This is a genomic window from Labrenzia sp. 011 (assembly GCF_003075075.1).
In the GTDB taxonomy this organism is placed as follows: Bacteria; Pseudomonadota; Alphaproteobacteria; order Rhizobiales; family Stappiaceae; genus Roseibium.
Genome location: NZ_QCYM01000003.1, coordinates 76,605 through 99,422, shown reverse-complemented (window position 1 = coordinate 99,422; position 22,818 = coordinate 76,605). Strand labels below are relative to the sequence as shown.

At 61.4% G+C, this 22,818-nt stretch carries 19 protein-coding genes; 3 read left to right on the top strand and 16 right to left on the bottom strand.

All coding sequences use genetic code 11. The annotated features are described in order from the left end of the window. The first annotated feature begins 170 nt into the window (after positions 1 to 170). The gene (lexA, locus tag DCO57_RS05280; RefSeq protein ID WP_116697826.1) at positions 171 to 881 is read left to right on the top strand and encodes a transcriptional repressor LexA; all 711 of its coding nucleotides are present in this window, start codon (positions 171 to 173) and stop codon (positions 879 to 881) included. A gap of 18 nt (positions 882 to 899) precedes the next feature. On the opposite strand, the gene DCO57_RS05275 is transcribed toward lexA, so the two are convergent. Beyond that, the gene (locus DCO57_RS05275; RefSeq protein WP_165814649.1) at positions 900 to 3,296 is read right to left on the bottom strand and encodes a ComEC/Rec2 family competence protein; all 2,397 of its coding nucleotides are present in this window, start codon (positions 3,294 to 3,296) and stop codon (positions 900 to 902) included. Between the two features lie 151 nt (positions 3,297 to 3,447). Here DCO57_RS05275 and gltX point away from each other — a divergent pair, with 151 nt between their 5' ends. Both gltX and gltA read left to right on the top strand, forming a co-directional pair. Next, a complete protein-coding gene (gene gltX, locus DCO57_RS05270) occupies positions 3,448 to 4,872 on the top strand; it encodes a glutamate--tRNA ligase (protein ID WP_116697824.1) in 1,425 nt (474 codons plus the stop codon). 239 nt (positions 4,873 to 5,111) lie between these two features. Further along, positions 5,112 to 6,404 (top strand): citrate synthase, encoded by a 1,293-nt coding sequence (gene gltA, locus DCO57_RS05265; RefSeq protein WP_116697823.1) that lies wholly within the window; start codon positions 5,112 to 5,114, stop codon positions 6,402 to 6,404. 154 nt (positions 6,405 to 6,558) lie between these two features. Here gltA and lpxB read toward each other — a convergent pair whose 3' ends face one another. From lpxB to DCO57_RS05190, 15 genes are all read right to left on the bottom strand, one after another. Then, positions 6,559 to 7,764: a lipid-A-disaccharide synthase gene (lpxB, locus tag DCO57_RS05260; protein WP_116697822.1), complete on the bottom strand. Its 1,206-nt coding sequence runs from the start codon at positions 7,762 to 7,764 to the stop codon at positions 6,559 to 6,561. Then, the gene (lpxI, locus tag DCO57_RS05255) at positions 7,761 to 8,645 is read right to left on the bottom strand and encodes a UDP-2,3-diacylglucosamine diphosphatase LpxI (protein ID WP_116697821.1); all 885 of its coding nucleotides are present in this window, start codon (positions 8,643 to 8,645) and stop codon (positions 7,761 to 7,763) included. The genes lpxB and lpxI overlap by 4 nt, the downstream gene beginning before the upstream one ends. A 4-nt stretch (positions 8,646 to 8,649) precedes the next feature. After that, the gene (lpxA, locus tag DCO57_RS05250; RefSeq protein ID WP_116697820.1) at positions 8,650 to 9,447 is read right to left on the bottom strand and encodes an acyl-ACP--UDP-N-acetylglucosamine O-acyltransferase; all 798 of its coding nucleotides are present in this window, start codon (positions 9,445 to 9,447) and stop codon (positions 8,650 to 8,652) included. A 6-nt stretch (positions 9,448 to 9,453) separates the two neighbouring features. Further along, positions 9,454 to 9,918, bottom strand: a complete 465-nt coding sequence (fabZ, locus tag DCO57_RS05245; RefSeq protein ID WP_116697819.1) for a 3-hydroxyacyl-ACP dehydratase FabZ — start codon at positions 9,916 to 9,918, stop codon at positions 9,454 to 9,456. 52 nt (positions 9,919 to 9,970) lie between these two features. Continuing rightward, positions 9,971 to 11,008, bottom strand: coding sequence for a UDP-3-O-(3-hydroxymyristoyl)glucosamine N-acyltransferase (gene lpxD, locus DCO57_RS05240; RefSeq protein WP_116697986.1), 1,038 nt, complete (start codon positions 11,006 to 11,008; stop codon positions 9,971 to 9,973). 79 nt (positions 11,009 to 11,087) lie between these two features. After that, on the bottom strand, positions 11,088 to 13,469 hold the full coding sequence (gene bamA / locus DCO57_RS05235) for an outer membrane protein assembly factor BamA (protein WP_116697818.1): 2,382 nt from the start codon (positions 13,467 to 13,469) through the stop codon (positions 11,088 to 11,090). Between the two features lie 199 nt (positions 13,470 to 13,668). Further along, positions 13,669 to 14,811 (bottom strand): RIP metalloprotease RseP, encoded by a 1,143-nt coding sequence (gene rseP / locus DCO57_RS05230; RefSeq protein WP_116697817.1) that lies wholly within the window; start codon positions 14,809 to 14,811, stop codon positions 13,669 to 13,671. A 110-nt stretch (positions 14,812 to 14,921) separates the two neighbouring features. Beyond that, the gene (dxr, locus tag DCO57_RS05225) at positions 14,922 to 16,124 is read right to left on the bottom strand and encodes a 1-deoxy-D-xylulose-5-phosphate reductoisomerase (protein ID WP_116697816.1); all 1,203 of its coding nucleotides are present in this window, start codon (positions 16,122 to 16,124) and stop codon (positions 14,922 to 14,924) included. A gap of 155 nt (positions 16,125 to 16,279) precedes the next feature. Continuing rightward, positions 16,280 to 17,128 (bottom strand): phosphatidate cytidylyltransferase, encoded by an 849-nt coding sequence (locus DCO57_RS05220; protein ID WP_116697815.1) that lies wholly within the window; start codon positions 17,126 to 17,128, stop codon positions 16,280 to 16,282. A gap of 15 nt (positions 17,129 to 17,143) precedes the next feature. Then, positions 17,144 to 17,911: an isoprenyl transferase gene (locus DCO57_RS05215; protein WP_116697814.1), complete on the bottom strand. Its 768-nt coding sequence runs from the start codon at positions 17,909 to 17,911 to the stop codon at positions 17,144 to 17,146. Positions 17,912 to 17,942: 31 nt separating this feature from the next. Next, entirely contained in the window at positions 17,943 to 18,506 is a 564-nt protein-coding gene (gene frr / locus DCO57_RS05210) for a ribosome recycling factor (RefSeq protein WP_116697813.1), read from the bottom strand. 277 nt (positions 18,507 to 18,783) lie between these two features. Next, entirely contained in the window at positions 18,784 to 19,503 is a 720-nt protein-coding gene (pyrH, locus tag DCO57_RS05205) for a UMP kinase (RefSeq protein WP_116697985.1), read from the bottom strand. 176 nt (positions 19,504 to 19,679) lie between these two features. After that, entirely contained in the window at positions 19,680 to 20,597 is a 918-nt protein-coding gene (gene tsf, locus DCO57_RS05200; RefSeq protein ID WP_116697812.1) for a translation elongation factor Ts, read from the bottom strand. A gap of 142 nt (positions 20,598 to 20,739) precedes the next feature. Beyond that, on the bottom strand, positions 20,740 to 21,600 hold the full coding sequence (rpsB, locus tag DCO57_RS05195; protein ID WP_116697811.1) for a 30S ribosomal protein S2: 861 nt from the start codon (positions 21,598 to 21,600) through the stop codon (positions 20,740 to 20,742). A 337-nt stretch (positions 21,601 to 21,937) separates the two neighbouring features. Next, positions 21,938 to 22,816: a LysR family transcriptional regulator gene (locus DCO57_RS05190; protein ID WP_116697810.1), complete on the bottom strand. Its 879-nt coding sequence runs from the start codon at positions 22,814 to 22,816 to the stop codon at positions 21,938 to 21,940. Positions 22,817 to 22,818: the final 2 nt, after the last annotated feature.

Sequence of the window (22,818 nt, the reverse complement as noted above, 5' to 3'; positions counted from 1 at the left end):
GAGCCTCTCGGAGACACCCGGCCAGCGCTCTCTCTGGCCGCGACGGACCGCGTTTCCCGCGCGCATCGTACCAGAACAGTAAGAGAACATTTACCCTTGCAGAACACAATGGGAACGGGTAACGTGTTCCTGATTTGTACTAATTCGTTCTCGCGATCAGGGGAAGCATTATGTTGACGCGAAAGCAGTATGAACTGCTCATGTTCATTCACGAAAGACTGAAGGAAACCGGTGTTCCGCCGTCTTTCGATGAAATGAAAGACGCGCTTGACCTGCGCTCCAAGTCCGGAATTCATCGATTGATCACCGCTCTCGAGGAGCGTGGTTTCATCCGCAGGCTGCCCAACCGGGCCCGTGCGATGGAAGTCGTCCGCCTGCCCGATTCGATTGCGCCCGGCCTCGGTACGCCCCGGCCGCGCGGCAGCTTCTCTCCGGAAGTCATCGAAGGCTCTCTCGGCAAGCCCGAAGCCACGATGCCGGTTGCCCAGACAGCGAGCGCAAGTACGGAAATTCCGGTCATGGGGCGCATTGCCGCCGGCGTTCCCATAGAAGCCATCCAGACCCACAGCCATTCCATTCATGTGCCGCAGGAGCTTCTCGGCAAGGGGGAGCATTACGCGCTGGAAGTGCGCGGCGATTCCATGATCGAGGCCGGTATTCTGGACGGTGACACGGTCCTGATTCGCCGCATGGACTCCGCCGACAGCGGCGACATTGTCGTTGCCCTTGTCGACGATGAGGAAGCGACGCTGAAACGGCTGCGCAAGAAAGGCGCCTCGATTGCGCTTGAAGCTGCGAACCCGGCCTATGAAACCCGTATTTTCGGCCCGGGCCGGGTGCGCGTTCAGGGACGCCTGGTCGCCTTGTTCCGCCAGTATTGAACGTCACGCCGACGCTCCTCAGCGCGGGCCGCGCTTCGCCATGCGCCGCAAGCTTGCCCGGGTAACGCTCCCCGGCTTGTGCCAGGGCCGGGGCGGATCGGGAATGGCATAATCGACCCTGCCGATTTCAGGCTTTCCGGAGCCGGATACGTCTGGCGGGTCGCCACCGGATGGATCAGGGTCAGACAGCCATACCGAGATGGCGCCCCGCCGGTGTCGCACGTCCCGGTCGAAAACCATTTGCGCACCGCAATGCGCGGGCGCGATCAGGTCGCTCACGATAATATCTGCATATCGGCAATCCGTTGAAAGAGCCTGCGGGGTCTTCGGAATGGCCATGGCCACCGGATGGGCTGCGCTGTTTCCCGCCGCCCTTTCGCCTTGTGCAGAATGCGCCAGAACAACGCATCCGGACCGGTCACACTGCCTTTGAGGCGATTTCATCGCGCGCGATTCAATCTTACCTTCAGGAACACCCTCACGCTGCAGCCAGAGTTCAGCCTGAAAGGTTTTTCGCCTTGAAGAAATCCTGAGAATTCCTGCCTCGTCCCGGCCGGCGACCACTTGTCCGGAGGCTGCGATCTGAATGTCCGGCGGCCGCGACAGGTCTATGAGAGCCAGGGCCGTCGCAAAGGGAACGATCGCGGACAGACGCCAGCGACCGGAAATCAAAAGGGCAATGAAGAGAGACGACAGCAACAGCAGCGCAGACATCCCGTTCAGGGTTCCGACAGCTCCCGCATCCGCCCCCAGTTCCGCCGTGAATGCGGCTGTCTTCTGCAGAACGGACAGTCCGAACGCCATGACATGCAGGGGCAGCGCCGCAAGCCCCAGGGGCATCACCACCAGCGCCAGCACCCCCATCGGCATGACCAGCAGGGAAAAGACCGGCATGCCCAACAGGTTGCCGAGCAGACCGTAAGGAGCGATGCGGCCGAAATGATGCGCGCCGATAATGCCCGTGGCCAGTCCGGCGACAAACGCGGTCACGACCAGACCCGCAGCCCATTTCCCCACGAACCGCAGAAGCTGAAGACCCCGCCCTGCCGACCGGGCCTCTTCCCGCCCGCTTCCCGACTGCCAGCCAGCAGAACGCGCACGCCACTGGTCGTAAACGGCGACAAGGCAGATCACTGCGGCAAATGACATCTGGAATCCCGGAAAGAACAACCGCTCGGGTGCCAGGAACAACAGGAACAGGCCCGCAAGCGCCACGCTTCTCAGGGTCAGGCCGCGGCGGCCGGTAAAAATCCCCAGAAAGACCAGGGCGATCATCAGAAAGGATCTCTGCGTCGCGACCGCCGCACCGGAAATGAACAGATAGGCCGCGGCGGCCCCCAGCGCGACCAGGGCAGCCCATTTGTGAGTCGGCCAGCGCAGCGCCAGGGAGGGAAACAGGGCCAGGAACATCAGGATAGAGCCGTAGGCACCACCGGCGAACAGGGCCATGTGAAGTCCGGATATCGCGAGAATGTGAGCCAGTCCCGCCGCCCGCAACTGGTCTTCCTGCTCCTGACTGATGCCGCTTCGGTCTCCCACCAGAAGAGCTATGATCAATGCTCTTTCCGGCGTGTCCGGCAATGCGGACCTGATGCCGTCAGTCAGTCCGTCCCGCAAGCGCTGAACCTGCGCCGCCATGCGCAGCGACAGGGAAGGTTCACCGGTTTCGAAGGGTGTGGCCGGACCGTAGCTGAAGCCCGTTGCCCCGATTCCTGAAAAGAAGGCGCGATAGGAAAAGTCATAGCCGCCCGGACTCACCGGCCCGGCCGGCGGAAACAGACGCGCCCGGACGCGGACACCATCTCCCACCCGGCTGTGACTGCCCGCCGGAACCCGCAGCCTGACCTTGCCCGGAAAGCTCACCGCACTCAGCGGAAGCCCGTCTACCGTCTCCACCTCAAGCAGGACACGGGTCCCCCTCACCCCGCTCCCGCTTTCAAGAACATGTCCGGTCAATGTCACGGTCATCGGTTCGCCAAGGCGTGGCGCATCCACGATTGCGGTGCGGGCCGCCGCGACAGTCAGCCCGCAGGCCAGTGCCAGCGTCAGGCCTGCGGATCGCCCTAGGGTTCCGTGTCGCACGGCCCACACGGCCAGCGCCAGGACCAGCGCGGAAAGACCGCCCATGACCGGCCAGTGAGGCTCTTGCGGCAGCAGGTTGTAGACGGCAATGCCAGCCGCAAAGGCAAAGCTCCACCACAACAGTCCCTGGCTTTCCCTGATGCGCCCGTCCGCCTCGGCAGCCGGGCCGGACAATGCGGACAGGAAAACCCATACGGACCGGCGGGGAGGCCTGGCCTTGTTGTCAGCGTCTTCCCCTTCCGATCGGCCGGATGAAACGAGCCGGGCATCACGAAGCGTTGCCGCGGCAATGCGGTCGTCATCTTCGGGAAGCGTCACTTGCTCCTTTGCCAACGATCCTTTCACCTCGTCGCCGCAAGAAACGGTATTTCCAACCTATTTGACGGGCCCCTATTTAGCCTCGCCGAAGCCTGTGCTAAGACCGCGCCACCACAATCGGCGCGGTCCGCGCTGCTATTTTTACAGAGACTTTCAAATAATCGCCATGCCTCAAGAAATCGTCACGCGCTTCGCTCCCTCCCCAACGGGCTTCCTTCACATTGGCGGCGCCCGCACCGCGCTCTTCAACTGGCTGTTCGCCAGGCACCATGGTGGCAAAATGCTGCTGCGCATTGAAGACACGGATCGCGCCCGCTCGACCCAGGAAGCCGTGGATGCAATCCTCGACGGCCTGTCCTGGCTAGGACTCGACTGGGACGGCGAGCCGATTTCGCAGGCTTCCCGGCTTGAGCGCCACAAGGACGTCGTCGAACAGATGCTCGCCAATGGCACCGCGTATCGCTGCTACTGCTCTCCCGAGGAGATCAATGCCATGCGCGAGAAGGCCCGCGCAGAAGGCAGGCCGCCACGGTATGACGGCACCTGGCGGGACCGGGATGCTTCCGAGGCGCCGGAAGGCATTGCTCCGGTCGTTCGCATCAAGGCGCCGCAGGACGGCGAAACGGTGGTCGACGACCTCGTTCAGGGCCGCGTCGTGATCCCGAACAAGGATCTGGACGATTTCATTCTGATGCGCTCCGACGGCACGCCCACCTACATGCATGCGGTGGTCGTCGACGATCACGACATGGCCGTCACCCACATCATTCGCGGCGTCGATCACCTGACAAATGCCGCACGGCAGATCCTTATCTTCAAGGCCCTCGGCTGGGATGTCCCGGCGATGGCACATATTCCGCTCATTCACGGTCCGGACGGCGCCAAGCTTTCCAAGCGCCATGGCGCCACCGGTGCGGAAGCCTACCGGGCGATGGGCTATCTGCCGCAGGCCATGCGCAACTACCTCGCGCGGCTCGGCTGGAGCCACGGCGACGAGGAAATCATGTCTCTAGACGACATGATCAAATGGTTCGGACTGGACGCGGTCGGTCAATCCGCCGCCCGGTTCGACTTCAAGAAACTCGAGAACCTTAACGGCCATTACATGCGCGCCACCGGCGACGCGGAACTGCTGGAGCACTGGAAGGTCTATCTGTCGCATGTCGAAGGCGGCAAGACGGTCCTGGACTGGCTGTCGGCAGAAGAAAACGCCCGGACCGCCCTGGCTGCCCTGCCCGGCCTGAAGGAACGCGCCAAGACGCTGGTCGAACTGACCGAAAGCGCGTCCTATCTCTGGCGGCAGCGCCCGCTCGACACGGACGAGAAAGCCGACAAGATCCTGACCGACGAGGCAAGAGCGATCCTGGGCGAGCTTCACGAAGTGCTGTCTTCCGCCGCCGAATGGGCCGCTGAACCGCTGGAAACGTCCGTGAAGGCCTATGCCGAAACGAAGGACCTGAAGCTCGGCAAAGTGGCCCAGCCGCTGCGGGCCGCCCTCACCGGGCGCGGCACATCGCCCGGCATCTACGATGTCCTGATTGCGCTCGGTCGAGAGGAATCCCTGGCCCGGATCCGGGATCAGGCCGCCTGAGTCCAACGGCAGCTTGCCTGCACGCCGGCTTCGCCTCAATTAAATCGGGTGGTCGTGCGCGCTCACCCGATCCGTCTTTGACGAAAGCTTTATAAGGGCCAGCTTGCGGCAGTGCGGTAAATGGGCTACCCAATACGCGAAAATGTCTCATCTGCCGTCCGGCAACCGATATCGGGACCCTTCCAAGGAAAGGTCAGTCATCAGGACGGTACCCAGGTTAACGTGAAGGGGTTTTCTGAATGGCCGACAACAACGCCAAGCTCAACGTCGGTGGTAAAGACCACGAATTCGACGTTCTTGACGGCTCCATCGGACCGTCGGTTGTGAACATTTCGTCCTTGTACAAGGACACCGGAATGTTCACCTACGACCCGGGGTTTACCTCAACCGCGTCATGCGAATCCAAGATCACCTACATCGACGGTGACGAAGGAACGCTTCTGTACCGCGGTTATCCGATCGATCAACTCGCAGACCATGGCGACTTCCTCGAGTCCTGCTATCTGCTGCTCTATGGCGAACTGCCGACGAAGGTGCAGAAGGACGATTTCGTCCAGCGCGTGACCTATCACACGATGATCCATGAGCAGATGAACCGGTTCTTCTCCGGTTTCCGCCGCGACGCACACCCGATGGCCGTAATGGTCGGTACGGTCGGCGCTCTGGCTGCCTTCTATCATGACTCGACCGACATCACCGATCCTCATCAGCGCATGGTCGCCTCCCTGCGCATGATCGCCAAGATGCCGACGATCGCCGCCATGGCCTACAAGTACCATATCGGCCAGCCCTTCGTGTATCCGCGCAACGATCTCGGTTATGCGGCCAATTTCCTGCACATGTGCTTTGCCGTTCCCTGTGAGGACTACAAGGTGAACCCGGTTCTGGCCCGCGCCATGGACCGTATCTTCATCCTGCATGCAGATCACGAACAGAACGCATCCACATCGACAGTCCGCCTCGCGGGCTCTTCCGGCGCCAACCCCTTCGCCTGCATCGCCGCCGGCATTGCCTGCCTGTGGGGCCCCGCTCATGGCGGCGCCAACGAAGCGGCGCTCAACATGCTGTCGGAAATCGGATCCGTGGACCGCATTCCCGAATATGTTGCCCGCGCAAAGGACAAGAACGACCCGTTCCGCCTGATGGGATTCGGTCACCGCGTCTACAAGAACTACGATCCGCGCGCGCGCATCATGCAGAAAACCACTCATGAAGTGCTCGGCGAACTCGGCATCAAGGACGACCCGCTTCTGGACGTCGCCATGGAGCTGGAAAAGATCGCTCTCAACGACGAATATTTCGTCGAGAAAAAGCTCTATCCGAACATCGACTTCTATTCGGGCATCACCTTGCGTGCACTCGGCTTCCCGACGACGATGTTTACCGTCCTCTTCGCTCTCGCCCGTACCGTCGGCTGGATCGCACAGTGGAAGGAAATGGTCGAGGATCCGTCCCAGCGTATCGGCCGGCCGCGCCAGCTCTATACCGGTGCTGTAAAGCGCGATTACACCCCGATCGAACAACGCCGCTAAATCAGCAGGCGTCGAAAAAGCTCCCGGATCCCCGGGAGCTTTTTTCGTTTCAGGCCAAGCCATCGGGGGACGGTGGCCGGAAAGAACGCTGCCCGTGGCAACAGGGAGCGCTTTATCCTGTGACCGGGCTGATCTGAAGGCGACCGAATCGCAGTCAGTGGGCTTTGGTTTCGCGCGAGCCAGAAGCGGCCATGGCGGCCAGAACAACGTCCGCCGCGGCCGCGCGCTGGCTATGGCCGTCCGGCAGGCGCATCACCTGCTCCAGCCGCGCCAGTTCGACCACCTGCCGGCGCCGTTGCGGACTGTCGCGGAGCAAAGCCTTCAGATGCTCCGCCAGAACTTCCGGTTGCACCTCGTCGTCGAGGAACTCGGGGATCGTCTTTGCCTCGAGAATTATGTTCGGCAGGACGAAGGAATCCACGCTGGAGAACTTGAAGATCCGGTTGAGATCCTTGATCCTGCGGAAGAACCAGTCGACCTTGTAGGCAACGACCATGGGAACGCCCGAGAGAGCCAGTTCCAACGAAACGGTACCCGAGGCAGCAAGCGCCGCATGAGCGCGACGGAAGGCCGCTTTCTTGGCATCCTGACCGCAAACGATCCGGGGTTTCAACGGCCAGTTTGAAACTCCCGCCCGGATCCTGCCTTCAAGATGGGCAACCGCCGGCAGGACGATTTCCAGATCCGTCTGATCCCGGGCGACTCGCGCGACAGTCTCACCGAAGACACCCAGGAGCCGGTCGATCTCGCTTCCCCGGCTGCCGGGAAGCACCAGCAACACCTTGCCGGCCGCGTCGATGGAGGCCCGCTCGCCGTCTTGCGGGCGAAGGTCTGCTACGTTTTCACTCAGCGGATGACCGACATAATGGGTGCGTGGTCCGCCCAGACGCTTGTGCACCTCCGGCTCGAAGGGCAGAAGCGCCAGCAATTCGTCGACATAGACGCTCATCTTGCGCGCCCTGCCCGGCCTCCAGGCCCAGACGGACGGAGACACATATCCGACGATCGGGATATGCGGCGCCCTTTTGCGAACCCGCCTGGCGACACTATGGGTAAAGTCGGGACTGTCGATGATCACCAGTACATCGGGATTCGCGGCGATGACCGCGTCGACGGTCTGATACACCCGCCGAATGATGCGTGGCAGCCGGGCCAGCACGGCCGTCAGCCCCATTACCGAAACATCGGACATGTCGAAGAAACTGGTAAGACCGAGTCCGGCCATCCGTTCCCCGCCGACGCCGCAATAGCGCGCGCCCTGCCCCAGCCTCTCGTTCAGGGCCCTGATGAGTTCCGAACCGAGCAGGTCGCCCGATTCCTCCCCGGCGACAAGACAGACGGTCGGCATGTCCCGGGTCATCGGTCGGAGGTTCCCGCGTCCGGGGAAAGGTCCAGTCCGACCAGGAACAGACCGGCCGCATCGGCTTTTCGGAGAGCTTCGTCCCGTTCGGCAACGAGCGCCCCCTGGGCTTCAACCGCAATCCCCGCAAGGCCTGCCGCCTGCGCCAGATCGATGGTTACGGGACCGATCGTGGGAAGATCCACTCTCAGGTCCTGGTTGGGCTTGGCCGTCTTGACCAGAACACCACAACGTCCCTTTGCCCGCACCCGGCCGATCCGCTTGAGCTCGGCGCAGCGCTGAAGCATGGCATCCGTGCCCTCGGCACCTTCCAGCGCGATCACGCGCCCGCCGACGGCGATCGCGGCCTGACCAATATCGAGTTCGCCAAGTTTCTCTGTGGCTCTCAGAGCCAGCTCCACATCCCGCCAGTCGTCCTGCGAGGGTTGGACTCGGCCCAGAACACCGCTGGAGGCCAGCAACTGCGGTGCGACATCCTTGATCCCCACAACGCGATACCCCTCGTCTTCAAACAGCCGGATAACCTTGGTCAGCAGGCTGTCATCGCCGCCCGTCAGCGCCCGGATGATGGTCGGCAGGCGCTTGAGCGTGCCGAAATCACCGAGAATGGATGTGAAGTCGGGACGCCTGGTCACGCCACCGATCAAAAGTATATCCCGGCAGCCGGTTGTCTTCAGGAAACTGTAGAGACGGCCGATTTCACCCCAGCCCAATTCCGCGTCGGCCCGCCCGCGGGTTGGGGCATCGGCTTCTCCCCTGATGGCGACCATCCGGAATTCACGCCCCGCAGCCGCCAGTGCGTCGGCGATCTGCGCCGGCAGGCTGCCGTTGCCGGCAATCAGGGCAATACGTCGTGTCTCGGCCTGATCCCCGGCAGGCATCGGCTCAGCTTTCGCTGCGCGGGGTACAGAACCGCCGGTCGTCCTTTTCCAGGATGAAGTCCGTCACCGTCTTCACCAGCGGCTGATCGGACTTTTCGGCAGCCAGGGCTTCCGCACGGGAACGCAGCGTTCCCTCGTCACTTTCAAAAAGGGCACGGTAGGCTGCCCTGAGCGCATGGATCTGCTCTCTCGGCACGCCCTTCCGTTTCAGCCCGACAAGATTGAGGCCCGCGAGCCGCGCCCTGTCGCCAATCGCCGAACCATAGGGAATGACATCGAACTCGACACCGGTCATGCCGCCGACAATCGCGCCGGTACCGATCCGGGACCATTGCCGCACGGCGCTCAGTCCGCCCAGAATGACAAAATCGTCCAGCTCCACATGACCGGCCAGGGTTGCGTTGTTGGCCAGAATGGCATGATCACCGACCCGGCAGTCATGGCCGACATGGGCCCCCATCATGAAAAGACAGTTGTCGCCGACCCTGGTCACACCGCCACCGCCGACGGTGCCGGGACTCATGGTCACATGCTCGCGGATCTGATTGTTCGCGCCGATGTTCAGATAGGTCACCTCGCCCGCGTATTTCAGGTCCTGCGGCTTATGGCCGATACTGGCGAAGGGAAAGATATGCGTCCCCGCACCTATGGTCGTATGCCCGGCGACGACGACATGCGCCTCCAGTGTCACCCCATCGGCAAGCTGGACGTTCGGTCCGATAATCGAATATGGCCCGATGCGCACTTCGTCACCGATCACGGCCCCGTCTTCGACAATGGCCGTCGGATGAATGTCAGTCATGTTTCCTCACGCGTCTACCAGCATGGCGCTGACTTCTGCTTCTGCGACCTTTGCTCCGGCGACCATCGCCACAGCGTCGAATTTCCAGATATTGGAGCGTTGCTTGATCTTCTTGACATGAAAATGGACCTGATCACCCGGTTCGACCGGTTTGCGGAACTTGGCCCTGTCGATGGTCATGAAATACACAAGCTGCGGCGGAGCATCGCTCCCCCTTGCATGCACGCAAAGCGCCCCGGCGGTCTGTGCCATCGCCTCGATCAGAAGAACGCCCGGAAAAACGGGCCTGCCGGGAAAATGACCGGTGAACTGAGGCTCGTTGATGGTGACGTTCTTGATGCCGATGCAACTGTTATCGCCATCCATCTCGATGATCTTGTCGATCAGCAAAAACGGGTAGCGATGCGGCAGAAGTTTCATGATCTCCATGATATCTGCGCTGGCAAGTGTCTTGTTTTCTGCGTCTTCCATAAAATGCCCCTTTGCCGATCAGCGCCGCAAAGTCCTTAATTTGTTTATCCGTTTACGATCCGCCGCCGCGCTCTGCAAGTTTTCTCAGTGCCGCCACTTCCCGGAACCATTGCTTCACCGGCTTGGCGGGCGTGCCCCCGTAGCGCCCCCCGGCTGCCAGGTCGTCGCTGACAACACTTACCGCAGCAACCTGGGCGCCCATCCCGATGGTCACATGTCCGCGCACACCGGTCTGACCGCCGATCGCCACGAAGTCCTCCAGCGTGCAGCTGCCGGACAGGCCGACCTGCGAAACGAGGACACAATGGCGACCGACAACGACATTGTGGCCGATCTGCACCTGATTATCGATCTTCGTGCCTTCGCCGATGATCGTATCTCGGTTCGCACCCCGGTCGATGGTGGTGTTGGCGCCGACTTCAACATCATCCTGAATGATCACACGGCCGATCTGCGGGACCTTCATATGTCCCTGCGCTCCCATCGCGTAGCCGAATCCGTCCTGACCGCAACACACGCCCGGATGCAGGAAGACGCGATTGCCAAGCACTGTGTGCTGTACCGTGCAATTCGGCCCGATCACGCAGTCGCGGCCGATCTTCACGCCCCGGCCGACCACCGTATTCGCCCGGATGACCGTACCGGCACCGATTTCAACCCCGGCGCCGACCACAACGCCCGGTTCCACGGTAACACCATCTTCTAGTGTCGCTTCCGGATCGATAACCGCCCTTTCGGAGACAACCGCAGGTCCGGGTTCCCTGGGCACCATGGCATCGGGAAAGAGCTGCGCCAGAACCTTGGCCCAGGAGCGATAGGGATCCGCGCATACGAGAACCGCGACCCCCTCCGGCACCTTGTCCCTGTGCTTCTTCGCGACAAGACAAGCCGCCGCTGTCGTGGTGCGGAGCTGGTCCAGATAGGCCGTGTTGTCGAAGAAAACCAGTGACCCGGATCCGGCCTCTTCCAGCGGCGCCACACCTGCGATTTGCAGGGACTCGTCACCGCGATGGATTTCAGCTTCCGCCCAGTCGGCGATCTCCCGCAGGGATGCGGGAGCCGGTGTCTTGAAAAAATTTGGCTCGGACATGATCGTATCCTTGTTGCCAGCCAATAAAAACGGCCGCCGATCAGATCGGCGGCCGATTTCTAACCCACTTGACCGCTGTTTAGAAGCGCGTACCGCCACTCAAACGGAACACCTGGGTCTTATCAGAGTCTTCCTTGAGGATAGGATAGGCGAAGTCAGCCCGCAGCGGTCCAAAAGGCGAATTCCAGCGGATACCGGCACCGATCGAGGCGCGCAGCGCAAAATCGTCGGAGTCGACCCGCCCGCCATTGTCATCGACCAGGCTGACCAGGCCGCTGTCCGCGTCCCAAAGGGAACCGGCATCGGCAAATACCGCTCCGCTCAGGCCGAACTCTTTCGGCAGGACCGGGAACGGGAACCGGGTCTCGGCTGTCGCCGCCACATAGAAGCGGCCACCGATCGCGTCCTCGGTCTCCGCATCACGCGGGCCGATGCCCTGGTTTTCGAAACCGCGAACCAGGTTACCGCCGAGCATGAACTGTTCGGACACCCGCAGACGCTCGTCACCAAGAGCCATGATGTTACCGCCACGGACGGACAGGCTGCCGACGAGACCGTAGTCTGCGAGGATTTCCTTGTAGGCCCGCGCCTCGGCTTCGGTCTTGATGAAGAAGCTGTCGCCACCCAGGCCTGCGAACTGCTGGCCGAAGGAGGCATAGAAGCCGTCCGTCGGATCCATATTGCGGTCCAGCGTATTGTAGCGGAATTCATATCCGACCAGCGAGGTCAGATAGGTACCTAGGGAGTCACACACAGCAAGGGACAGTTCGTCCGTGTCGCAGTTGTTGATGCCCGTCGAATCGTTGTCCGGATCGGAGTTCTTCTCCTGGAAGATATTGTAGTAAAGCCGAACCGTCAGCTCTTCTTCCCGGAGCGGAAGCGTGAATCCGAAGCCGCCGCCGGTCCGTTCCTGATCGAAGGAGCGGTAATCGTTGGCATCGTCGATCTTCCGGTAGACATCCAGGTCGAGCGCGACCCGGCGCCCCATGAAGAACGGCTCGATGAACCGGAATTCGTAGGACTGCGTGTCCGTACCGCCGCCAACGGCGAGCTTCACGAACTGGCCGCGGCCGAGGAAGTTCTTTTCGGTGAGCGAAATATCGCCGATCACGCCGTCGACCGTCGAATAGCCGACCCCGAAGGAAATTTCACCTGTCGGCTTTTCCTCGACCCGCACATTGACAATCACCCGGTCGGCCGCACTGCCCTGCTGGGTCGTGATCGAAACACGCTCGAAGAAGCCGAGATTGCGCAGGCGGCGCTCGGCCTTGTCGACCAGAGCGCGATTGAACGCATCTCCTTCGGCGATATCGAATTCGCGCCGAATGACATATTCACGGGTGCGGTCGTTACCGATGATGTTGATCCGCTCGACATAGGCCCGCGGGCCTTCCTCGATATAGTAGATCAGGGAAATCTTGTTGTTCTCGTAGTCGCGGGCTCCACGCGGACGAACCCGGGCGAAGGCATAGCCCTCTTCGGATACACGCAGCGTGATGTCCTCGACGGTCTGTTCGACACGAAGGGAATTGAAGGTCTGGCCGCTGCGGGTACGAATCAGGCGCCGCAGCTCCTCCGGATCAACATCCGGAATTGTTGACACGATTTCGACATCGCCGACTTCGTATTTTTCGCCCTCATCCACTGTGAAGGTCACATAGAAGATGTTCTGCTCGCGATCGAGATCCGCACTCACGGAGACGATACGGAAATCGGCATAACCCTTCTTGTTGTAATACTGGCGCAACAGCTCCTCGTCAGCGGCAAGCCGGTCCGGATCATAGGTATCGGTGCTGCGCAGCCAGCTCAGAAGGCCGCTCTCGCGGGTACGGATGACGTCCCGCAGACGCCCATCACTGAAGGACGTGTTGCCGATGAAGCTGATGCGCTCGACACCGGTCTTTGCACCTTCGTTGATTTCGAAAACCAGGTCGACGCGATTCTGTCCGCGGTCGATGATCTGCGGCTCCACGGACGCGCCGTAGCGGCCGGAGCGGCGATAGGCTTCCAGAATATTCTGAACGTCGGCCTGAACCTTGGCGCGCGACAGCATCGAGCGCGGCTGGGACCGCACGGCCGTTTCCAGCGCACCATCCTTGATCTTCTTGTTTCCCTCGAAGGAAACGCGATTGATGATCGGATTTTCCGTAACCGTGACGATAACGGTGCTGCCACTCGGGGTGATATCAACCGTGGCGAACAAACCCGTTGCATAGAGCGCCTTCAGGGACTCATCGACATCGAAGGCGCTGTACGAGCGCCCCGGAACGATGGTCAGGTAGCTGACGACGGTTTCATCCTCGACCCGCGTGTTGCCGCGCACCTGAATGCTTCTGGCAACTGCCGCCTGCGCCTCCGCCACAAGGGACGGAAGACCGAAGGTCTGAGGCAGAGCCGCCCCGATTGAAAATACGGCCGCAGCTAACAAGACGGCTCGTGTAAACTTCTGCAATCGCTGCATTATTGCGCTATGCCTTTGTTTTTAAATACCCCTCCCGGAACCTGCAATCACCCTGGCAGATTCTCGGAACCGATGATCGTTTTATAGGATTTTACCGATAACGCAACTGCACTTCCCGGGTGAAAGCGATTTAGTCAGAAGACGTTGCGTCAATGTCACGGCCCGTGGAGGGGCGCACCTCCACCAGACCGCGGATTGCCTAGGAACTTGGCCCCAACAATCGCATGATATCCTTCCATGTGACAAACACCATCATCATCAGAACAAGCCCCAGCCCGATCCGGAACCCCACATCCTGAACCCTTTCGCTCAGCGGCTTGCCTCGCAGGGCCTCGGCAGCGAAGTAAAGCAGATGACCTCCGTCGAGAATCGGCACCGGAGCCAGATTGATCAAGCCGATGCTCACGGACAGGACGGCGGTGAGGGAAATCAGCGGAAGGAAGCCCAGGTCGGCCACCTGACCGGATATCTGCGCAACACGAATGGGACCACCGAGCTGATCGGCGGACTGGCGCTGGGAAATCACGCCCCAGACGTAATTGACCGTCCCCGCCATGATCCGCCAGGTTTCAAGCACCCCTTCATTGACCGCACCGACCGGCCCGTACTTGATGCGCACAAGATGCTGGGGATCGCTGGAACCGCGCAGGCCGATATCTCCCGCCATCTGCCGTTCGCCGAGAAACACCTCTTTTTCCCGAGCGTCCGGCGTGACCGTCAGATCGATGAGGTTTCCGTCGCGCTCAACCTCGAAGACAAGCGGCGTATTGGCGTTCATCAGCACGATCTGCCGCAGTTCGCCGAAAGTGTGTATTTCGCGCCCGTCGATTTCCCGGATGATATCTCCCGCCTGGATACCGCTGCGCTCGGCGGCCCGTCCCGGAAAGACCTCCTCGACGACCGGCTCAAGTCCCTGCTTGCCCGTCATCATGAAGAGCGTCGCGAAGATGACGATTGCCAGAAGGAAATTCGCGAGCGGTCCCGCCGCCACCACAGCCGCTCTTTGCCACACCGGCTTGGCGATAAACGCGGTCTTGCGGTCCTCTTCGCTCATCTGGGCGATCAGCTCACGGCTCGGCACGCTGGCTGCGTTCTCGTCGCCCGCGAACTTCACGTATCCGCCAAGGGGAATCATGCAGAGTTTCCACCGCGTGCCCTTGCTGTCCATCCGTCCGATGATCTCGCGGCCGAACCCGACCGAAAAGGCGTCCACCTTGACGTTGCACCAGCGGGCAACGGCGAAATGACCAAGCTCGTGGAAAAACACCACGATCGTCAGCACGAACAGAAAGGGGATGATGGTACCGACGATAAGGGAATACGCGGAAAAAAGAAGGTCCATAAAGGGCGTCCGATCCTGCACAGCTTGGAGTGTCTGGAGCCACTGTACTAAAAGGAAAATTACGGCGTGTTAATGGTCCGCCGCAAATATTTCGAAAGACAGGAAACCGGTCAATGCCTGGACCCGATCCATTCGCGTGTTTTCAGCCTGGCTTCCCCGTCAAGAGCCAGAACCTCCTCGATCCCTTCGCAGGTCCCCAGCCGGCCCTCACCCGCCATTCGCTCCAGCACCGCCTCGATGGCTGAGGAGATGTCCGGAAAGCGGGTTTTTCCTGTCAGGAAAGCCTCGACGGCGACTTCGTCGGCAGCGTTCAGCACCGCCGGAGCACCGCCGGCCGTCTTCATGGCGTCGATGGCAAGCTGGAGCGCGGGGAAGCGGACCGGATCGGGCGCCTCGAAGGTCAGCGTGCCCAGCTCCGCCAGATCGAGCCGCTTGACCGGTGCCGCCATCCTGCGCGGATAGGCCAGGCAATGGGCGATCGGCGTGCGCATGTCCGGACTGCCGAGCTGCGCCAGAAGGGAACCGTCCCTGTACTGGACGAGACCGTGAACGGCGGATTGCGGGTGCACCAGAACACCCAGCTGGTCGTGGTTCACGGGAAAAAGATGGGATGCCTCGATCACCTCGAAGCCCTTGTTCATCATCGTGGCGCTGTCGATGGTGACCCGCGCGCCCATGTCCCAATTCGGATGTTTCAGAGCCTGCTGCGGCGTCACACCCGCCATTTCGGCCCTGGAAAACGTTCTGAAAGGGCCGCCCGAGGCGGTCAGGATGACCTTTTCGACCTGGTCCGCCTTTTCGGATTCGAACACCTGAAAAATGGCGTTGTGCTCACTGTCCACCGGCAGAAGCTCGGCGCCGGTCCGGCGGATTTTCTCCATGAAGAGATCGCCCGCGCAGACCAGACATTCCTTGTTGGCAAGGGCGATCCTCCGGCCGGGCCGGATCGCCGCCATGGTGGGCGCCAGACCGGCGGCGCCGACAATGGCGCCGACCACGAGGTCGGCCTCGTGCTCGACCGCCTCAAGGACCGCTGCATTTCCCGCGGAAACCGCGATACCGGTCCCTTCAAGATGGCCGGCCAGGTCCCCGTAGCAGGACGCATCCGCAAGAACGGCTGAAGACGCCTTCAGGGTCCTGGCCATCTCCGCGAGGGCCTTCGCATTGCGGTTCGCCACAAGGGCGACCACGTCGAACCGCTCGGGCGACCGTGCGATCAGATCCGCCAGGCTCTGGCCGATCGACCCGGTCGCACCAAGCACGATGATGCGTATCGGCGCAGTCTCGTCGATGAAAGCGGTTCCGGCCGCCATGCTTGCAACTCCAGACTTAGGGTGTGAACTCATAAATGAAGACGAAATGGCATGTGAAATGGCGAACCCCGGGTTAGGAAGCGTGCGCGGAGCGGGCTTCCTGCCCGGTCAGGCACGCTGACGACACGGGGTGAAACCATCTGATCTTCAACACCCTAATGCAGCCCCAGACCCGCAATCGGATCCCGCAGCCCTCCGCCGGCAACCACGCCGATCACAACGGCGAAAATGGCGGCGGCGACAAGACCGTCTATCCGATCCATGATTCCCCCGTGGCCGGGAATGAGACGACTGGAATCCTTGACGTCGAACCTGCGCTTGACCGCGGATTCCAGGAGATCGCCGGCCTGGGAGACGACAGAGAGCGCGGCGGCAAGCAAGGCCCAGACAGGAAGATCCTGCGTGCCGGTCCCGGCAACAACAACCACCCCGACACCGAACACGGCCGCGAGGATCAGTCCGCCAATGGCGCCGGACCAGGTTTTCTTCGGCGAAACCCGTGACCAAAGCTTGGGACCGCCAAGAGCCCGGCCGGTGAAATAGGCGAAGATGTCCGTCGCCCAGACCACGAACACAAGAAAGAAGGTGAACACCATCCCGCCGGTTCCGTCCCGGATCGCAAGAAGCGCGAAAAGCGAGCATCCGCTGTACAGGATCCCCTCCGCGTTCCATCTCCCTGCCCTGGTGAACCGGGCCGATGCATAGGCGGCACAGGCTCCCAGCAACAGCATTGCGAGGCCGATTTCGGCAAACCCCGCCAGATCGAACAGCGTGAGCGCGACAAGCGCCCCCTGCCCGACCAGCGCCGCAAACGATCCGTGGCGTGTTGCGGTGATGGAGAACCATTCCCACAGGAACAGCATCATGGCCACGAGCATCAGAGCTGCATAGGGCAATCCGCCCAGCCAGATGATCAGCAGCACCAGCGGTCCTAGAATGACCGCCGATGCGAATCTCAGGCCGAGATCCGACAGTTTTTTGGGAGTTTGTTCTGGATCTGTCATGATGCGGGTCGGCCGCTACAACGCCTTGGCATCAAGACCGCCATACCGGCGCTGCCGGTTGCCAAAACAGTTCAATGCCTCATCGAATGCCGCTTCGTCGAAATCCGGCCAGTGCTTGTCACAGAAATAGAATTCGGAATAGGCCGCCTGCCACAAGAGAAAATTGGAAAGGCGCATCTCGCCGCTGGTGCGGATAATCAGATCCGGATCGGGCAAGCCGCCGGTATCCAGCGTGTCCGAAAATGTGGCTTCGGTGATGTCCTGCGGCTCGATTTCGCCGGACTTGACCTTCTCAGCCAGTGCCCTGGCGGCCCGGAGGATTTCCACGCGGGCACCGTAATTGAAGGCAACCACGAGGTTCAGCCCGGTATTGTTGCGGGTCAGATCCTCGGCCTCCTGCAACAGCGCGGCGATGCCCGGCTCCAGTTCGTCGCGGCTGCCGATGATCCGGATGCGCACGTTGGCGTCGTGGAGTTCGCTCAGATCACGCTGCACGAAACGCCGCAAGAGCCCCATGAGAAAGGAGACTTCGGTTTCCGGACGGCTCCAGTTCTCGGAAGAAAAACTGTAGATGGTGATCACGTCGATGCCGAGATTGCCGGCATGCCGGATCACCCGGCGCAGGGCCTCCAGCCCGTGGCGATGGCCCTCCGTCCGCGGCAGGCCGCGCGCAGTGGCCCATCGTCCGTTGCCATCCATGATGAATGCAACGTGCCGCGGCAGTTTCGCGCTGGAACCTTCCGCGGCAGATACCTGCGGTGTCCGGTCCGGGCTGACGCTCATTGGGCTCCCCCACTCACAGGTTCCGGTCCGATCAGACCTGGGAAATTTCCTGCTCTTTTTTCTCCAGCATGCTGTCCACCTCACCGATCATCTGATCGGTCAGTTTCTGCACTTCGTCGGAAGCGACACGGCTGTCGTCCTGGGAGATAACCCCGTCTTTCTCGGCCTTTTTCGCGGTGTCCATGCCGTCGCGGCGTACGTGACGGATCGCGACCCGCGCCTGTTCGGCGTATTTGTGGGCAACCTTGATCAGATCCTGGCGGCGTTCCTGGTTGAGTTCGGGAATCGGCAGGCGCAGCAGCTGACCGTCGACGACCGGGTTCAGACCGAGATTCGATTCCCGAATCGCCCGTTCAACCGCAGCCACCATAGTCTTGTCCCAGACCTGGATCGCGACCATGCGCGGCTCCGGCACGGACACGGTGCCAACCTGGCTGATCGGCATGGACTGGCCATAGGCCTGAACGGAGATGGGATCCAGCATGGAGGCGGATGCCCGTCCGGTGCGAAGGCCTGAGAAATCGGTTTTCAGAGAAGCAAGAGCTCCTTGCATCCGGCGCTTCAAGTCGTCCAGATCGACACCTTCTACCGACATTTTGTCCTCACTCTTGTTTTTGACTTGGCTTGATAGAGTCCCGGCGCGCGCCAACATGGCATAAACGCGCTGAAACACAAGTGCATCTGCCTGTTCTGTTGACAATTCGGCGCCGGTGGCAGCCTCAAGGGGCACCGGACACCACGCCTTGCGGCCCCGGGCATCGCGTGGAGCTGAAAACACCAGCCTCCCCCGTGGCTTCGCACCGCCCGACTCCGGAATCGACCATCGGTTTCAGCCGGTGCGAACGTGCGGAGCAGCCCGGCCCCGCCACGGCCTAGCCGCCGACGACAGTATAGGTGCCGGTTTCCTGCAATACGCTGACAAGAGCCCCGGGCGTATGGATGGAAAAGACGATAACCGGAATGGAATTGTCGCGCGCCAGCGCAATCGCGGTGGTGTCCATCACCTTGAGATTGCGGCTGATGATCTCATCGTAGCCGAGGGTATCATAACGCTCCGCATCCGGATTGAGCTTCGGATCTTCCGAATAGACGCCATCCACCTGGGTGCCCTTGAGAAAGGCATCGCATTTCATTTCCGCAGCCCTGAGCGCCGCACCGCTGTCGGTGGTGAAGAACGGGTTGCCCGTGCCGCCGGCAAAGACGATGACATCGCCGTCTTCCATGTAGCGGTCGGCGACGCGCTGGGAAAAGGTCTCGCAGATCGACGGAACGGCAACGGCGGACAGGACGCGGGCGTTGACCTTCAGCCGGCGCAGGGCGTCGGCCAGCGTCAGGCTGTTCATGATGGTGGCCAGCATGCCCATGTGGTCGCCGGTGACCCGGTTGCCACCCTTGGCCGCCACGGCCACCCCGCGAAAGATGTTGCCGCCCCCCACGACAACCCCGACCTGGGCGCCCAGTGCCACCGCATCGGCGATTTCCTTGGCGATCCTCTGCACGATGGCCGGGTCGATCCCGAAGGCCTGCGTACCCATAAGGGCCTCGCCGGAAAGTTTCAGGAGGATCCGTTTCCATCGCAAGGAATTCGTCATGGCTGCGCCCTTCGTGAAAGTCATCATCCAGATCTGTTTTCAGACCTCCAGCCGGTCTCGACTGGAGGTCTGAAAACAGATCCCATCTCTAGCGTCAGAGCAAGGTGTCCCACAATTGGCCGAACACGGGAGGCTCTAAAAAAAAGCGCCGGACTGGCCGGCGCTTTTCCTGGAACTTACTGCCCTGAGGCAGCCGCCACTTCCGCGGCGAAATCCTGCTCTTCCTTCTCGATCCCCTCGCCGAGGGCGAAGCGTACGAAGCCGGTGAGCTTGACCCCGGTACCGAGATCCTTTGCCAAACCTTCGACAGCCTGCTCAACCGTCTGGTCCGGATTGATGACGAATGCCTGTTTCACGAGGGTAACTTCCTCGTAGAACTTGCGCAGACGTCCTTCCACCATTTTTTCGATGATGTTTTCCGGCTTGCCGGAATCGCGGGCCTGCTCGGAGAACACAGACTTTTCACGCTCGACCACAGCCGGGTCAAGTGAATCGGTGTCCAGCGCCAGCGGGCTGGTCGCGGCAACATGCATGGCAATCTGACGGCCAAGTGCGTTGAGCTTGTCCTTGTCGCCGGAAGATTCCAGCGCGACCAGCACACCGATCTTGCCGAGACCGTCGACAACAGCGCCGTGAACATAGGTGGAGACAACGCCTTCACCGACCGACAGGGCCGCGGTGCGGCGCAGGGTCATGTTCTCGCCAATGGTGGCGATTGCTTCGGTGATCGCTTCGGAGACCGGCTTGCCGCCGAGATCGGCGGCGGAAACGGCTTCAACCGATCCGTCGGTCGTCACGGCAACCTGGGCGACCTTGGAAACCAGTTCCTGGAAGCCTTCATTGCGGGAAACGAAGTCGGTTTCGGAGTTCAGCTCGATAACTGCAGCCTTGGTGCCATCGGTAGCAACGCCCACCAGACCTTCGGCGGCCACACGGCCGGCCTTCTTGGCCGCCTTGGCCAGGCCCTTGGTGCGCAGCCAGTCGATTGCCGCTTCCATATCACCGCCGGTTTCTGTGAGGGCGGTCTTGCAGTCCATCATGCCAGCGCCGGATTTCTCGCGGAGCTCTTTTACCATCGCAGCGGTAATGCTCATCGATTGCCTCGTGCATGGGGGTTTCGGGTGAGACACGGTTTAGCCCATGGCTTTCCGCGTCTTTATGACGGGGCTGCAACAAAGTGCAGCCCGCCTTGCGAATTCAACATGTTTCTGCCGCATGAACCGCGGCAGACCTGTTTCAGGCGTCAGCAGCGGCCGGAGCGGCCTTTTCTGCTTCGGCAGCAACCGGCTCGGCTTCAGCTGCGGCCGGCTCGGCAGCAGCCGGAGCCTCTTCCGCGACAGGAGCCGCCAGAGCTTCTTCGACCGGAGCCTCTTCCGATGCACCGACATCCATGCCCGATGCGCCCTGGGCGCGGGAAATACCGTCAATGGCAGCGCGGGCGATCAGGTCACAGTAGAGTGCGATCGCACGGCCGGCATCGTCGTTGCCCGGCACCGGATAGGTGATGCCGTCCGGATTACAGTTGGAGTCAAGGATCGCGGCAACCGGAATACCCAGACGACGGGCTTCCTGGATGGCGATGGCTTCACGGTTGGTGTCGATCACGAAGATCAGGTCCGGGATGCCGCCCATGTCCTTGATACCGCCCAGGTTCCGCTCGAGCTTCTCGCGCTCGCGGTCCATGAACAGGCGTTCTTTCTTGGTCAGGGAGTTCGCTGCATCGGAGGACAGGGTCTCTTCCAGCTTGCGAAGGCGCTGAATGGACTGGGAAATGGTCTTCCAGTTGGTCAGCATGCCGCCAAGCCAGCGGGCGTTGACGAAATACTGCGCGGAGTTGCGCGCGGAAGTCGCCACCGCTTCCTGTGCCTGACGCTTGGTGCCGACGATCAGAACGCGGCCACCGCCTGCAACTGTGTCAGAAACCGCTTTCAGCGCCTGATGCAGCAGCGGAACGGTCTGGGACAGGTCCATGATATGAACATCGTTGCGTACACCAAAGATGTACGAACCCATGCGCGGGTTCCAACGGTGCTTCTGGTGACCGAAGTGGACGCCAGCTTCCAAGAGCTGACGCATGGTGAAATCGGGCAATGCCATTGGGCTTGCTCTCCTGGTTTTCCGGTTTGACCTCCGCAGGAGTTTGTGGGCCGAAGGATTTCTCCCGCCGGCCACCGGATGGACCCCGATAAGGCTCAGGTTCCGCCCCTGCGTGTGGAATGCGCGCCTTATAGTTGGCGAAGGAAATTATTTCAAGGCCAAAAGAGCGGATTTGTCCGGTGAATGGCAGAATAGCCGGGACGATGTGGCGATCCGACAAAACGAGACCGGTATTTGCGGAAAAACCTGGGAGGATTTGGATACGCTTGACTTCACGGGAATGAACAGCCCCGCGTTTGCGAGTCATGCCGTGCTCGACGCCCATGCCATATCCCACTCAACTATCACTACTCCATGATATCCCCACCAGCCAGTCCTTGACGACGGCGAGCGACGCTCGAGCGCTCTGGTCGACGTGGGACAGAAGCCAGACATCCCGCAGCGGCAGGGCCGCACCGTCGCGGCCGGGAATCCTCGACAAGCGCGGGTCCTTGTCGGCAATCAGCCGCGGCAGGATCGTCCTGCCAAGTCCGGCGCCGGCCGCTTCCAGGGCGGTTTCGGCGTCCGTCACTCTCAGCGGCGCACGCGTGGCACCCTCGTGCGCCAATTCCGCTTCAATCCATTGCGCCTGCGGCAGTCCGGAACACGCCTCGTCATAGCCGATCCAGGGCAGTGCCTTCGGGTTTCCCTCCCTCTTCGGCCCGTAGACGTCAAACGCCAGTTCCCCCAGTTTCTGCGCCCGAACGCGCAGGCCGCCGCGGGCCGGTCTGGCAAAGCGCACCGCCAGGTCGGCCTCCCGCCTGGACAGATCCAGGTTGCCCGCAGATGGCACCAGTTCGATGGCCAGCTGCGGGTGTTTGGCGGTCAGGCTTGACAGAGCGGGGATCAGCACACGGTTGACGATGACCGGCACGGAACTGATGCGCACCACACCTGTCACGCGCCCGGCGATACCACCCAGTTTCTCGCCAATCGCGATATTTTCCCGTTCGACTCTTTCTGCATGGGCAATGATCTCCAGGCCCGCATCCGTCGGCTCATAGAGACCGGAAGCACTGCGCAGGAACAGGGAGACGCCAAGCGCGTCTTCAATGCGACGGACGCGCCGGGCAATCGTCGTGTCGCTCACGCCGGTCGCAAGGCCCGCCTCCTTAAGCTTTCCGCTTCGGTGGAGCGCCAGCAGGTATTTCAAGTCGTTCCAGTCATGGCTCTGCATAA